Origin of the sequence: Serratia sp. CY33525 (assembly GCF_052169115.1) — a bacterium.
In the GTDB taxonomy this organism is placed as follows: domain Bacteria; phylum Pseudomonadota; class Gammaproteobacteria; order Enterobacterales; family Enterobacteriaceae; genus Serratia; species Serratia sarumanii.
On sequence record NZ_JBJNLK010000013.1, the window covers coordinates 34,859 to 47,896 of the forward strand.

Consider the following 13,038-nt stretch of genomic DNA (forward strand, 5'->3'; position numbering starts at 1 on the left):
TCACGGGCAGGAAAAAAACACATTTAGCCACAGCATCGCCGCCCTTTCATTACCTTGCGTGATAATTAGAACAAAATACTTATGGCGTGCGGGATATCTTGCCGATTGTCATCCGCACGCGCTGCTCGGCAGTTTTTCATAAGCTTCCCGGTGGCCGGTTGCCCAGAGGCCTGCCGGCTCGCAACCTGATGCAATCGCCGTCACTCGCGTGCAAACGCCTGGAATCTGGCTCGCAACTGGCGCTTTTTCATGGCGTAAAGCGTGGTTTTCTCGAGAGAGGCAGAGAAAAATGCCTGAACAAGGCGCCACGACCGGCGCGTATTCTCTCGGACAAGGAGGCGAACGATGAATACCGGCACGTTGCTCAGGGCGCTGGCCAACGGCGTTAATCCCGACACCGGCGAGCTGTTGAGACCGGCTTCGGCGGCCTGTGCGCCGGAGGCTATCCGCCTGCTGTTCGCGTTGGCCAACGAGTTCGACGGTGAAGTCGAACTGCAGAAAAAAGCCCGGCTGACGCCGGAGGAGAAGCGGCAGAAGAATCTGGCCGAGGGCCGGCCAGCCAATGCCTACTTCCCTTGGCCGGAAGAAGAAAAACTGCGGCTGCGTGAGAGCCATGCGGCCGGGGCGACGCTGGAAGCGCTGAGCGATGAGTTCGAGCGCTCAACCTGGAGCATTGCGGTGCAGCTGCAGAAAATGGGGCTGATTGATGAAGAGCAGGCGGCCGCCCATCGCTGATCTGCAGCCATAAAAAAGCCCGCTTGGCGCGGGCTTGATGGCATGCGGGGCAGGATCACTCGATGTTCTGGATCTGCTCGCGCATTTGCTCAATCAGCACTTTCAGCTCGATGGCGGAAGCGGTGACGTCGGCATTGATCGACTTGGAGGCCAGGGTGTTCGATTCGCGGTTGAACTCCTGCATCATAAAGTCGAGGCGGCGGCCGACGGCTTCTTTCTTCTTCAGAATGTTGTGCGTCTCTTTCACGTGCGCTTCCAGACGGTCCAGCTCTTCGGCGACGTCGATGCGCTGCGCCATCAGCACCAGCTCCTGCTCCAGGCGGGTGTTTTCCAGCTGTACCTGTGCCTCTTCCAACTTGCTGACCAGGCGCTCGCGCTGCCATTGCAGGATGTTCGGCATCTGGGCGCGCACTTTGACCACTTCGGCGCTGACGCCGTCGAGGCGCTGTTCGATCAGCGTTTTCAGCGCGGCACCTTCGCTTTCGCGTGCGACGATGAAGTCATCCAGCGCGCCGTCCAGCGCCTGCATCAGCTCGGCGCTGATGGCGTCCAGATCCTGCTCCTGCGCGGACATCACGCCCGGCCAGCGCAGCACGTCGATCGGGTTGATTTCACCTTCGTCGCTCTGCATTTTCACCCAGTTGGCGGCTTCGACCAGCTGTTTGGCCAGTTTTTCGTTCAGGATCAGCGAGCTTTGCGCGCTTGGATCCAGCTCGAAACGCAGGTTGCATTCGACTTTGCCGCGGGTCAGGCGGCCACGGATACGTTCACGGATCACCGGCTCCAGGCTGCGGAATTGTTCCGGCAGGCGGATGTAGGTTTCTAAGTAGCGCTGGTTAACGGAACGCAGCTCCCAGGCTGCGCTGCCCCATTCACCCTTGATTTCACGCCGGGCGTAGGCGGTCATGCTGCGGATCATTGATGCGTACCCGTAATAGGAAAAGATGGGGCGATTATAGCGTCGCGGCTGCGGGCAGGATAGGCATTACGTCACGAAGCCCGTATAATGCGCAGCCAATAGTTGATTTGAAGCCGGAGAGAGCCCATGCGTCCTGCAGGCAGAGCACCACAGCAAGTTCGCCCCCTGACACTGACCCGTCACTATACCAAACACGCTGAAGGTTCAGTGCTGGTTGAGTTTGGCGATACAAAAGTCTTGTGCACCGCCACGGTAGAAGAGGGCGTTCCGCGCTTCCTGAAAGGCCAGGGGCAAGGTTGGATCACCGCCGAGTACGGCATGCTGCCGCGCTCCACCCACAGCCGCAACGCTCGTGAAGCCGCCAAAGGCAAACAGGGTGGCCGCACGCTGGAGATCCAGCGCCTGATCGCCCGCTCGCTGCGCGCCGCGGTAGACCTGAAAAAGCTCGGTGAATTCACCATCACCCTCGACTGCGACGTACTGCAGGCCGACGGCGGTACCCGAACTGCCTCGATCTCCGGCGCCTGCGTGGCGCTGGCCGATGCGTTGAACACGCTGGTGGCCAACGGCAAGCTGAAAGCCAACCCGATGAAGGGCATGGTGGCGGCGGTTTCGGTCGGCATCGTCAATGGCGAAGCGCTGTGCGATCTGGAGTATGTGGAGGACTCCGCGGCGGAAACCGACATGAACGTGGTGATGATGGAAGATGGCCGCATGATTGAGGTGCAGGGCACCGCCGAAGGCGAGCCGTTCAGCCACGATGAGCTGTTGGCGCTATTGGCGCTGGCCCGAGGGGGCATCGAAACCATCTTCCAGGCGCAGAAAGCGGCGCTGGCGGACTGATTTTTTAAGGCGACTGAGAAGTCGCCTTTTTTATGCCCGGCGATCGGGCGGCAGTAATAACAAGACCTAAGCAGATTCAGACGAGGAGAAGCAGTAATGAAAGCCTATCAGCGCCAGTTTATCGAGTTCGCGCTTAACAAGCAGGTATTGAAATTCGGCGAGTTCACCCTGAAATCCGGCCGCACCAGCCCGTATTTCTTCAACGCCGGCCTGTTTAATACCGGGCGCGATCTTGCGCTGTTGGGGCGCTTCTACGCCGAAGCCCTGATGGACTCCGGCATCGATTTCGACCTGCTGTTTGGCCCGGCCTATAAAGGCATTCCTATTGCCACCACTACGGCGGTGGCGTTGGCGGAACACCATGAGCGCGACGTGCCTTACTGCTTTAACCGTAAGGAAGCCAAGACCCACGGCGAAGGCGGTTCGCTGGTAGGCAGCCCGCTGCAGGGGCGAGTGATGTTGGTGGACGATGTGATCACCGCCGGCACCGCGATCCGCGAGTCGATGGAAATCATCGGCGCCAGCGGCGCTTCGCTGGCGGGCGTGCTGATTTCCCTCGACCGTCAGGAACGCGGCCGCGCGGATATCTCCGCCATTCAGGAAGTGGAACGCGACTATCACTGCAAGGTGATTTCGATCGTGACGCTGAAGGACCTGATCGCCTATCTGGAAGAGAAGCCGGAAATGGCGGACCACCTGGCGGCGGTGCGCGCTTACCGCGAGCAGTACGGGGTGTAAGTAAAAACGCCGGGCATGCCCGGCGTTATCTTTATTGCAGCTGGGCCGCCAACAGCGGCCAGCGGGCGTCGAATTCCTGCGTTGGGCGATAGCGGAATTCCGAACGCACATAGCGCGACAACATGCCTTCGCAGAAGGCCAGCAGCTGGCTGGCCAGCAGCGTTTCATCGACGATAAAGCCTTTGCCTTCGCGCAATTTGCGCTCTTTCAGCACCTGTCGCAGCTGCGCCTCGATGCGTTCGAACAGCTGGTTGATGCGGCCCTGCAGGCGATCCTGTTCAAACATCAGCGCGTGGCCGGTCATGATGCGCGTCAGCCCCGGGTTGCGTTCCGCAAAGCCCAGAATCAGCAGTAAAATCAGGCGCAGACGATTAAACGTCTCTTTCTCGTCCTGCAAGATCAGGTTGATGCGGGTGATCAGGCTGTCTTCGATAAACTCGATCAGGCTGTCGAACATCCGTGTCTTGCTGGGGAAATGCCGGTACAGCGCAGCTTCAGAAACACCCACGTTCGCGGCGAGCTTGGCGGTGGTGATGCGTTGGCTGCCGTCGCTGGACTCCAGCATCTGGGCTAACGCCTGCAATATTTCCTCGCGCCGATTCCTTTTCGTCTTTTCTTTTTCTGCCATGTCTGATTAGACCCTTGCTAAAACTTAACTGACGGAAACCCGGGCACCGGCCGCTGCAGAGCAGGCTCTGTGCGGCTTATGTGATAGCTTTTTTACGATGCTGGGGTCAGCGGCCTTAACGGCCTTTTCCGCGCTGCCTGGTGTGCGCTGCAATTGTCGCGGTAAAACCTTGCCGCAGAGACATCCTTCTCCCCGGAAAGGCAAGGTTCAGGCGACGTTTCCCTGCCGGCCCTCGTGCCTTGGGTGGCGCTTAGTGGCGCCCCGAGTGGCCGAAGCCGCCTTCGCCGCGCTCGCTGCCGTCGAATTCTTCCACCAGGTTGAATTCTGCCTGCACCACCGGCACGAAGACCATCTGCGCGATGCGTTCACCCGGCTCTATGGTGAAGTGCTTCTGGCCGCGGTTCCAAACGGACACCATCAGCTGGCCCTGATAATCGGAGTCGATCAGGCCGACCAGGTTGCCCAGCACGACGCCGTGCTTATGGCCCAGGCCTGAGCGCGGCAGGATCACCGCCGCCAGGCTTGCGTCGGCGATATGGATCGCGAGGCCGGTAGGCAGCAGCGTGGTTTCACCCGGCGCCAGCTCTACCGCGCTGTCCAGGCAGGCGCGCAGGTCGAGACCGGCGGAGCCCGGGGTGGCGTAGGTCGGTAGCGGGAAATCCTGACCGATGCGCGGGTCGAGGATCTTAACGTCGATTTTTTTCATCATAACGGCTGACTATCTCGTCTATTAAACGTTGGCCAAGGAGTGCCTTGTCGCTCAGCGCCAGGCGTTTCTCTCCATCCTGCCAAAAAAGGTGCAGGGCATTGGTGTCGCTGTTGAACCCGTGCTCTGCAAGCGATACATCGTTAGCGCAAATCAAATCCAGCTTCTTACGCGCCAGTTTTTGCCGCGCGTATTCTTCCACATTCTGGGTTTCGGCGGCAAACCCCACGACAAACGGTCGATTTTTGGTCATCGCCGCCACGCCGGCGACGATGTCGGGGTTTTTTACCATCTTGAGGATGATTTCATCACCCTGTTTTTTTATTTTTTCATCGGCGATCCGCTCGGGGCGGTAGTCGGCCACGGCGGCGCAGGAGATGAAAATCTGCTGCTGCGCGGCGCGCTGTTGCACCGCCTGCTCCATCTCCAGCGCGCTGGTGACGTCCACTCGGGTGACCGATGGCGGCGTCGGCAGGCTGACCGGCCCGGCGATCAGCGTCACCTGCGCGCCGCGGGCGGCGGCGGCGCGGGCGATGGCGAAGCCCATTTTGCCGGAGCTGTGGTTGCTGATGAAACGCACCGGATCCAGCGCTTCACGCGTCGGGCCGGCGGTGATCATAACCTGCAAATGTTGCAGATCCTGCGGGGCGGAAAAATGCGCGTTCGCCAGGTCGACGATGTTCAGCGGATCCAACATGCGGCCCGGGCCGACGTCGCCGCAGGCCTGGCTGCCGCTGTCCGGCCCCCAAAGCAGCATGCCGCGCGCCTGCAGCGTTTGCAGGTTGGCCTGCGTGGCGGCGGCGCGATACATCTGCTGGTTCATGGCGGGCGCGGCGGCGATGGGGGCATCGGTCGCCAGGCAGACGGTGGTCAGCAGATCGTTGGCCATGCCGGCGGCCACGCGCGCCAGCAGATCGGCGGTCGCCGGCGCCAGAATAACCAGATCCGCCCACTTGCCGAGTTCGATGTGGCCCATGGCGGCTTCGGCGGCGGGATCCAACAGATCGTCGGACACCGGGTAGCCGGAAACGGCCTGCAGCGTCAGTGGCGTAATGAACGCCTTGGCGGCGTGGGTCATCACCACGCGCACTTCCGCGCCCCTGTCGCGCAGGCGGCGCACCAGCTCTGGGCATTTGTAGGCGGCGATGCCGCCGCTGATGCCAAGCACAATATGTTTGCCGGAAAGTCCCGTCATCATCATTGTCCGATTGAAAGCCGAAAGATGCGCCATTTTAGCATATCCGCCGTTCAGGTGAGCGATTCCGCAATGGCTGCAGGGCGTTACATTGTGCTTTGCGAAACACTTCGCAATGTTATCAAACACCTGTCGAACGCGCCGGGTGGCACATGGCATGCTGTAGCCCTTTCAGGGAGGAACACGATGAGCAACTCGATTGTGGCGTGCTGGCCGGGCGCGCTGGCACCGCGTGAAAAGCTGTTGATGCAGGGGGCGGCGGCGCTGTCCGACGCAGAGCTGTTGGCCATTTTCTTGCGCACCGGGTTGCCCGGCGTGCACGTGATGCAGCTGGCGGAGCAGCTGCTGCGCCGGTTCGGCTCGCTTTATCACCTGATGTCGGCCGATCATCAGGCTTTTTGCAGCCAAAAAGGCCTGGGGGACGCCAGCTATACGCAGCTGCAGGCGATTGCCGAGCTGGCGCTGCGCTTCTTTTCCAGCCATTTGTCGCAGGAAAACGCCATGCTCAATCCGCGCGTCACTCAGCATTATCTGCAAAGCCTGCTGGCGCATCGCGAGCGGGAGGTCTTTTTGGTATTGTTTTTAGACAATCAGCACCGGGTTATTCGCCATCAGGAGATGTTTGCTGGTACCATCAGCAGCGTCGTCGTCTACCCGAGAGAAATTGTGCGCGAAGCGTTGAAGGCTAATGCCGCCGCGCTGATTCTCGCGCATAATCACCCTTCGGGTAAGGCTGAACCCAGTCATGCCGACCGCTTGATAACGGAACAGGTGGTGAAAGCCTGTCAGTTATTGGAGATCCGAGTGCTTGATCATTTGGTGATCGGTCGGGGTGAATGCGTCTCTTTTGCCGAGCGCGGATGGCTTTAAGCGATTTTTTCGCGATCCTTGTGGGATCTTTAGCTGTTCGGGACTTGAGCACTTACGCTTCAGAGCGTATACTACGCCACCTTTGAGAATCTTGGGTTTGGCGCAAGAGCCTATCTCAGCAGGTTTCTGACCTGATGTGTGGTTTCTACCTGATGACGAGAGTCTCCTCAGTATGAAGTTTGCTGAGATGGGCTCTAAAAGCCTGACGAGGCGGCCATACCCTATACGAAGCTCGAGCTGATTTGATTTTTGGAGAATAGACATGTCCCGAGTCTGCCAAGTTACTGGCAAGCGCCCGGTGAGCGGTAACAACCGTTCCCACGCAATGAACGCGACCAAACGCCGTTTTCTGCCTAACCTGCACTCACACCGTTTTTGGGTTGAGGCTGAGAAGCGCTTTGTAACTCTGCGTGTATCTGCTAAAGGTATGCGTGTTATCGATAAGAAGGGTATTGAGACGGTTCTGGCCGATCTGCGTGCCCGTGGTGAGAAGTATTAAGGAACTGAATCATGGCTAAAGGTGTTCGCGAGAAGATCAAGCTGGTTTCTTCTGCTGGTACTGGTCACTTCTATACCACCACGAAGAACAAGCGTACTAAGCCGGAAAAATTGGAACTGAAGAAATTCGATCCAGTTGTCCGTCAGCACGTAGTATACAAAGAAGCTAAAATTAAATAATTTTAGTGGATTAATGAAAAACCCGGCCTTGGCCGGGTTTTTTGTTTTATAAAGGGTAGAAAACGTCGGAGGGGAAGCCAGATGCCTGAATTACCGGAAGTTGAGACGAGCAGACGCGGTATAGAGCCTTATCTTGTCGGCCACAGCATTCAGTATGCGGTGGTGCGCAACGCGCGCCTGCGCTGGCCGGTTTCCGAGCAGATCCTGACGCTGAGCGATCGGCCGGTGCTCAGCGTGCAGCGCCGGGCCAAATACCTGCTGATCGAGCTGGAGAACGGTTGGATTATCGTGCACCTGGGCATGTCGGGCAGCCTGCGCATGCTGCGTGAGGAAAACGAAGACGAAGCCGGCAAACACGACCACGTCGATCTGGTGATCAGCAACGGCATGATCCTACGCTATACCGATCCGCGCCGTTTCGGCGCCTGGCTGTGGTGCGAAGATTTGGCGACCAGCAGCGTGTTGGCGCATCTGGGGCCGGAACCGCTAAGCGAAGCGTTCAACGGCGACTACCTGTATGAAAAATCACGCAATAAGCGCACGCTGATCAAACCGTGGCTGATGGATAATAAGCTGGTGGTCGGGGTCGGCAATATTTACGCCAGCGAATCGCTGTTCAGCGCCGGGATCCTGCCCGATCGTCCCGCGGGATCGTTGAGCAAAGCCGAAGCGGCGCTGCTGGCGCAGACCATCAAGGCGGTGTTGCAGCGCTCTATCGAGCAGGGCGGCACGACATTGCGCGACTTTTTGCAGTCTGACGGCAAACCGGGATATTTCGCGCAGGAACTGCAGGTTTACGGTCGGGCGGGAGAACCCTGCCGCGCGTGCGGCACGCCGATCGAATCCGCCAAGCACGGGCAGCGCAGCACCTTCTTTTGCCGCCGCTGCCAGCGCTGAGCATTACTCGGCGGCGAGCTTCGCCATCAGCGCCTGGGTGACCACATCCGGCAGGAAAGGCGCGATATCGCCGCCGTGACGGGCGACCTCCTTCACCAGTGAGGAGGAGATGAACGACCACTCTTCGGAAGGCATCAGGAACACGCTTTCCAGCGTCGGCATCAAATGGCGGTTCATGTTCGCCAGCTGCAATTCGTATTCAAAGTCAGACACTGCACGCAGGCCGCGCACCAGGATATTGGCATTTTGGTGAGCGGCAAAGTGCGCCATCAGCTCGCTGAAGCCCAGCACTTCCACATTGCCCAGATGCGAGGTGACCTGCGTCGCCAACGCCACGCGTTCATCCAGGCTGAACAGCGGCTTTTTACTCGGGCTGGCGGCGATGGCCAGAATCACGTGATCGAACATCAGTGATGCGCGCGTCACTAAATCCAGATGGCCGTTGGTCATGGGATCGAAGGTCCCGGGATAGATGGCTTTGCTGGTCATGATTCACTTCTCTGAGTAGTTGCGGCCCAATGCCCATAATGCGGCATATTTATTGAAGGTATATTGCGCGTTGACCACCGCTAACAGCAACCCCTGTTTACCGTCGAGGAAGCCGGCCCGCAGCAGCCAGGTTTTGACGAAGGCGCCGAGCGTGTGGGTCAGGATAGACAGGTAGCCGCAACGCTTGCCGGCCCGGTGGCGTTGCGTCGCCCACTCTTCGGCGTAGCGCAGCTGTTTGCGCTGGAAGGCGAAGAAATCGCGGCAGGTCAGGTGCAGCATATCGCCGCTGAGGGGGATCACTTTGGCGCCGCCGATGTTCAGCGATTCGTGCACCAGATCGTCGTTATAGCGATAGCGTCGGTTGGCGTACAGGCGGTTGACGCGGTCGGGATACCAGCCGCTGTGGCGCATGAAGCGGCCAAGGAACAGATTGCGCCGCGCACAGCTGTAGACGGCGCCGTCGTCCGGCGCGTTCAACACCCGTTCGATGGATTGCCGCAGCTCGGGCGTGACGCGTTCGTCGGCGTCGATCATCAAAACGTAGTCATGGCTGGCGTAGCTTTGTGCCAGTTGACGCTGCTTGCCGAACCCTTGCCAGTCGGTGTGCGTGAAGACTTTGGCGCCCAGGCTTTCGGCGATGGCGACGCTGTCGTCCTCGCTGCCGGAGTCCAGCACGATGATTTCATCGGCCCACTCGACCGAGCGCAGACAGTCCGGCAACAGCCCGGCTTCGTTTTTGGCGATCATCACCACCGACAGGCTTTTGCGGCTGTTCATTCAGTGGCTCCGGGGCGGCAGGTGCGGTTCCAGCAGCTGCAGCAGGCGCTGCAGCGCTCCCTGATTCTGATACAGCACTTCCACCGCATGGCGGCCGTAGTAGCGGCGGTAGTCTTCGTCGGTCAGCAGGGTTTCCACTTCCTTCACCAGCGAATCCACGTCGGTCACGGTGATCAGGCCTTCGGCCTGCGAAAGCTTGGCGCAGATGTCTTTGAAGTTGAAGGTATGCGGGCCCATCAACACCGGGATGGCATGCGCGGCGGCTTCCAGCGGGTTATGTCCGCCGCGTTCCACCAGGCTGCCGCCGACAAAGGCCAGATCGGCGATGCCGTACAGCAGCATCAGCTCGCCCATGGTATCGCCGATCACCACCTGGGTGCTGCCGGACGGGATTTCGCCGCTGCTGCGCAGGGTGTAGCTGAAGCCGGCTTTCTGCACCAGCTCCTTGGCGGTCGGGAAGCGCTCCGGGTGACGCGGCACCAGGATCAGCAGCAGATCGGGGTGTTTTTCCAGCAGTTTGCGGTGCGCTTCCAGCAGGATGGTTTCTTCCCCGTCATGGGTACTGGTGGCGATCCACACCGGGCGGCGCGGCGCCCATTGGCGGCGCAGCGTAACGGCGCGGGCGGCCAGCTCCGGGGTGACGGAGATATCGAACTTCAGGCTGCCGGTCACGGCCAGCTGAGAGCGCTTCAGGCCCAGCTCGATAAACCGATCGCCGTCTTCCTGGTTTTGGGCGGCGATCAGCGTGATGCGGCGCAGCATATCGCGCATGAATCCGCCAATTTTCTTATAGCCGGCGGCGGAGCGGGCCGACAGGCGCGCATTGGCGATCACCAGGGGGATCTGCCGCTGATGCAGCGCGTTGATCAGGTTGGGCCACAGCTCGGTTTCCATGATGATCACCAGCTTGGGATTCACCTGATCGAGGAAGCGGTTCATGGAGCCGGGCAGATCGTAGGGCAGATAGACATGATGCACGTCTTTGCCGAAAGCGGACTGGACGCGTTCTGAACCTGTTGGGGTCATTGTGGTCACAGTTATCGGCAAAGCGGGGTAACGATGGCGCAGCGCCCGCACCAGCGGGATGGCCGCCAGCGTTTCGCCGACGGAGACGGAATGCAGCATGATGCCGCCTGGCACGACTTTCCCGGCGCAGAAGCCATAGCGTTCCGCCCAGCGTTTACGGTAGGCTGGAGCTTTGCGGCTGCGCAGCAGTAAGCGGAGCCAGATCAGGGGTTGGATGAGGTAGAGTAGTACCTGATATAAACGCAGCAACATTCTATCAATTTCATTTATATGGGTTATTCGGAATAGTACCATAACTGGAAGGGAAAGGCGCTAATTTGGTAACCTTGGGTGTCAGTTTCAGACAACCGGCGAGCGATTTCGCCGACAGGCTCGGAATGAAGAATATTTTAATTATTCGCCGCGATAACATCGGCGATCTTGTTTGCACCACGCCCTTGATTGAAGGGGTGAAAATTGCCTATCCGGACGCAAAAGTTTATCTGCTGATCAATAAAGTCAGCCAAGACGTCGTTAAAAACAACCCTCATCTCGAGAAAGTCTTTGTCTATAAAAAGGCCAAGCACAAGGCGAAAAATGAGACTACGCTGGGCGTTTATTTCGAGCGTCTGATGATCTTCCTGAAGCTGCGCAAAATAAAATTCGATGCGGTCATTCTGGCCAACCCGGTGCCTTGCAAATACAGTTTGCGTTTAGCGAAAATGGCCGGCGCCACCCATATCATCGGCGCCGATTTGGGCACGAAAGATATTCATCGCCCGTTCCGCAAGGACGATTTCCGCGGTCAACATCAGGTCGAACATACCTACAGCTATTTATCGGCGATAACCGATCAATCCATTCCGATCCCGCCGGTGCGGGTGTTTCTGACGCCTGAAGAGCGGCAATTGGCGGCGCAACGGATGCAGGAGCGTCTGCCGCCGGTCGAACGGGTATGCGCCGTGCATATCAGCAGCCGCAGCCCGAAAAGGCGTTGGCCGGTTGAACGCTATGCCGAAATCATCAACCGTCTGGTTGCCGATCCCCACACCGGCGTGCTGATCTTCTGGTCGCCGCAGGGCACCCTGGCGCCGGACGACATCGGCGACCAGCAGCGCGCCGAACAGCTGCTGGCGCTGTGTCAAAACGAACGCGTCGCGCTTTATCCGACGGCGTCGGTGCGTGAGCTGTTGGGCGGGTTTGATTTATGCGACCGGGTGCTGTGCAGCGACGGTGGGCAGATGCATCTTGCCGCCGCGTTGAATAAGGACATGGTGGTGTTCTTTGGCGATACCGATAAAACGTCCTGGCATCCATGGACCGGCCGTCATCATATTTTGCAGAGTGAGTCGGGGCACTGTGAGGATGTTTCTGTCGATGAGGTTTGGCAGAAAATGCAGGCGCTCAGCTAGCGAAGAAAATAAGGCAGGCATCCCCTGCCTTATTTCATTCTTTATTATTTTCTTTCCAGTTCCAGATATTGGCGGCAAATAGGCTCAAGCCCATAGCTCAGCAATTGCTGTTGATTTATCTGCGGCGGATTGGCGTAAATCTCCGCCATTTTTTCTGCCAGCGACGCTTCGTTTAATTCCGCCAGCGCGTTAGCCATGCCGGCTTTTTCCAGAATTTCCGCAGGGCCACCCGGACAACGGGTGCTGACCACCGGTGTGCCGCACAGCAGCGATTCTACCAGCACGTTGCCAAACCCTTCGCTGTCGGAGCTGAGCACCAGCAGCGAGGCATGGCGAATAAACGGGTAGGGATTAGCCTGGAAACCGAGAAACAGCACGCGCTCTGCAATGCCCAGGTCTGTCGCCAGACGTTTGACCTCGGCGACTCTGGCGTCGTCCCCGGCGCCGATCAAGGCCAGCGGCGCCTGAATGCCGGAGTGCGCATAGGCTTTCAGCAGGCGGTCATGCCGCTTGGTGGCGTGAAAGCGGCCGACGTGCACCAGATAGTCCTGGCCGGCCAGTTCGCAAGGCATCGCCGCCTGTTGCTGGATGGCGTCGATATCGAACGGGTTGTTGATGACCGCCAGCCGGCGCGGGCGGATCGGCAAGTTCTGCTGCAGATCGTCGCCGACCGCCCGTGAAACGGCGACGATGTTTCTTCCCTGGTAAACGTTGGCGATTTTGCGTTGCTTCAGCCAGCGATCCAGGCCCTTGCGGTGGCCGAGGTAGGAGGTGGAGAGAATGCCGTGAATGCAGAACCACAGGCGATCCGCGGCCAACCGCTTGCTGCGGCTGACGATGCGATCGGTTTTATGCAGGTTGGAGAACACCAGATCGAACGCGCCGTGTTGGCGTTCGTGTTCGGCTATCGTCCGATCCAGCGCGCCGGCGCGGCGCGACAGCTCGGTCAGCTTGCGCCAGGGGGCGCGGCTGCGATCGGCCACCACCTGATAATCAATGCCCGGCGGGATAGGGTAATTGCAGACGTCGCGCAGCGAGATCAGACTGACGTCATGCCCCTGTTGCTGCATGCCCTGGCACAGGGTCAGCACCACTTTTTCCGCGCCGCCTCCCGGCAGGCCGTCGATGATCATCAGAATACGCATA

The 13,038-nt window shown here is 59.2% G+C and carries 16 protein-coding genes; 8 read left to right on the forward strand and 8 right to left on the reverse strand.

Annotated elements, in window-relative coordinates; translation table 11 throughout:
- Positions 1–345 precede the first annotated feature (345 nt).
- Positions 346–735 carry a hypothetical protein gene (locus tag ACJ8IM_RS22955; RefSeq protein WP_033654520.1) on the forward strand — a complete coding sequence of 130 codons (390 nt, stop codon included), beginning with the start codon at positions 346–348 and terminating at the stop codon, positions 733–735.
- 55 nt (positions 736–790) lie between these two features.
- Here the strand turns inward: ACJ8IM_RS22955 and ACJ8IM_RS22960 are convergent, their stop codons facing one another.
- Positions 791–1,654 carry a YicC/YloC family endoribonuclease gene (locus ACJ8IM_RS22960; protein WP_015379441.1) on the reverse strand — a complete coding sequence of 288 codons (864 nt, stop codon included), beginning with the start codon at positions 1,652–1,654 and terminating at the stop codon, positions 791–793.
- Positions 1,655–1,780: 126 nt separating this feature from the next.
- On the opposite strand from ACJ8IM_RS22960, the gene rph reads away from it, so the two are divergent.
- Together rph and pyrE are read left to right on the forward strand one after the other, a co-directional pair.
- On the forward strand, positions 1,781–2,497 hold the full coding sequence (gene rph, locus ACJ8IM_RS22965) for a ribonuclease PH (RefSeq protein ID WP_025160305.1): 717 nt from the start codon (positions 1,781–1,783) through the stop codon (positions 2,495–2,497).
- Positions 2,498–2,593: 96 nt separating this feature from the next.
- Positions 2,594–3,235, forward strand: coding sequence for an orotate phosphoribosyltransferase (gene pyrE / locus ACJ8IM_RS22970; protein ID WP_004931204.1), 642 nt, complete (start codon positions 2,594–2,596; stop codon positions 3,233–3,235).
- A 31-nt stretch (positions 3,236–3,266) separates the two neighbouring features.
- On the opposite strand, the gene slmA is transcribed toward pyrE, so the two are convergent.
- From slmA to coaBC, 3 genes are all read right to left on the reverse strand, one after another.
- Entirely contained in the window at positions 3,267–3,863 is a 597-nt protein-coding gene (gene slmA / locus ACJ8IM_RS22975) for a nucleoid occlusion factor SlmA (RefSeq protein ID WP_004931203.1), read from the reverse strand.
- A gap of 250 nt (positions 3,864–4,113) precedes the next feature.
- The gene (gene dut, locus ACJ8IM_RS22980; protein ID WP_033636478.1) at positions 4,114–4,572 is read right to left on the reverse strand and encodes a dUTP diphosphatase; all 459 of its coding nucleotides are present in this window, start codon (positions 4,570–4,572) and stop codon (positions 4,114–4,116) included.
- The gene (coaBC, locus tag ACJ8IM_RS22985) at positions 4,550–5,767 is read right to left on the reverse strand and encodes a bifunctional phosphopantothenoylcysteine decarboxylase/phosphopantothenate--cysteine ligase CoaBC (RefSeq protein ID WP_033654544.1); all 1,218 of its coding nucleotides are present in this window, start codon (positions 5,765–5,767) and stop codon (positions 4,550–4,552) included. The genes dut and coaBC overlap by 23 nt, the downstream gene beginning before the upstream one ends.
- A gap of 183 nt (positions 5,768–5,950) precedes the next feature.
- Between coaBC and radC the strand changes: the two genes are divergently transcribed.
- The 4 genes from radC to mutM all read left to right on the forward strand — a co-directional run bounded on the left by radC (position 5,951) and on the right by mutM (position 8,209).
- A complete protein-coding gene (radC, locus tag ACJ8IM_RS22990) occupies positions 5,951–6,634 on the forward strand; it encodes a RadC family protein (RefSeq protein WP_033654522.1) in 684 nt (227 codons plus the stop codon).
- Between the two features lie 262 nt (positions 6,635–6,896).
- On the forward strand, positions 6,897–7,133 hold the full coding sequence (gene rpmB, locus ACJ8IM_RS22995) for a 50S ribosomal protein L28 (RefSeq protein ID WP_004931195.1): 237 nt from the start codon (positions 6,897–6,899) through the stop codon (positions 7,131–7,133).
- Positions 7,134–7,144: 11 nt separating this feature from the next.
- Positions 7,145–7,312 carry a 50S ribosomal protein L33 gene (gene rpmG, locus ACJ8IM_RS23000; protein WP_002442576.1) on the forward strand — a complete coding sequence of 56 codons (168 nt, stop codon included), beginning with the start codon at positions 7,145–7,147 and terminating at the stop codon, positions 7,310–7,312.
- Positions 7,313–7,393: 81 nt separating this feature from the next.
- The gene (gene mutM, locus ACJ8IM_RS23005) at positions 7,394–8,209 is read left to right on the forward strand and encodes a bifunctional DNA-formamidopyrimidine glycosylase/DNA-(apurinic or apyrimidinic site) lyase (protein ID WP_033649742.1); all 816 of its coding nucleotides are present in this window, start codon (positions 7,394–7,396) and stop codon (positions 8,207–8,209) included.
- Positions 8,210–8,212: 3 nt separating this feature from the next.
- Here mutM and coaD read toward each other — a convergent pair whose 3' ends face one another.
- From coaD to waaA, 3 genes are read right to left on the reverse strand one after another with little or no spacing between them, the layout of a single operon-like run.
- Complete coding sequence (gene coaD / locus ACJ8IM_RS23010) at positions 8,213–8,698, reverse strand: pantetheine-phosphate adenylyltransferase (RefSeq protein WP_033631353.1); 486 nt, start codon at positions 8,696–8,698, stop codon at positions 8,213–8,215.
- Between the two features lie 3 nt (positions 8,699–8,701).
- The gene (locus ACJ8IM_RS23015; RefSeq protein WP_033654523.1) at positions 8,702–9,475 is read right to left on the reverse strand and encodes a glycosyltransferase family 2 protein; all 774 of its coding nucleotides are present in this window, start codon (positions 9,473–9,475) and stop codon (positions 8,702–8,704) included.
- A complete protein-coding gene (gene waaA, locus ACJ8IM_RS23020; protein ID WP_025304695.1) occupies positions 9,476–10,753 on the reverse strand; it encodes a lipid IV(A) 3-deoxy-D-manno-octulosonic acid transferase in 1,278 nt (425 codons plus the stop codon).
- A gap of 125 nt (positions 10,754–10,878) precedes the next feature.
- Between waaA and ACJ8IM_RS23025 the strand changes: the two genes are divergently transcribed.
- The gene (locus tag ACJ8IM_RS23025; protein ID WP_033654524.1) at positions 10,879–11,892 is read left to right on the forward strand and encodes a glycosyltransferase family 9 protein; all 1,014 of its coding nucleotides are present in this window, start codon (positions 10,879–10,881) and stop codon (positions 11,890–11,892) included.
- A 44-nt stretch (positions 11,893–11,936) separates the two neighbouring features.
- On the opposite strand, the gene ACJ8IM_RS23030 is transcribed toward ACJ8IM_RS23025, so the two are convergent.
- Entirely contained in the window at positions 11,937–13,037 is a 1,101-nt protein-coding gene (locus ACJ8IM_RS23030) for a glycosyltransferase (protein WP_033654525.1), read from the reverse strand.
- Position 13,038: the final 1 nt, after the last annotated feature.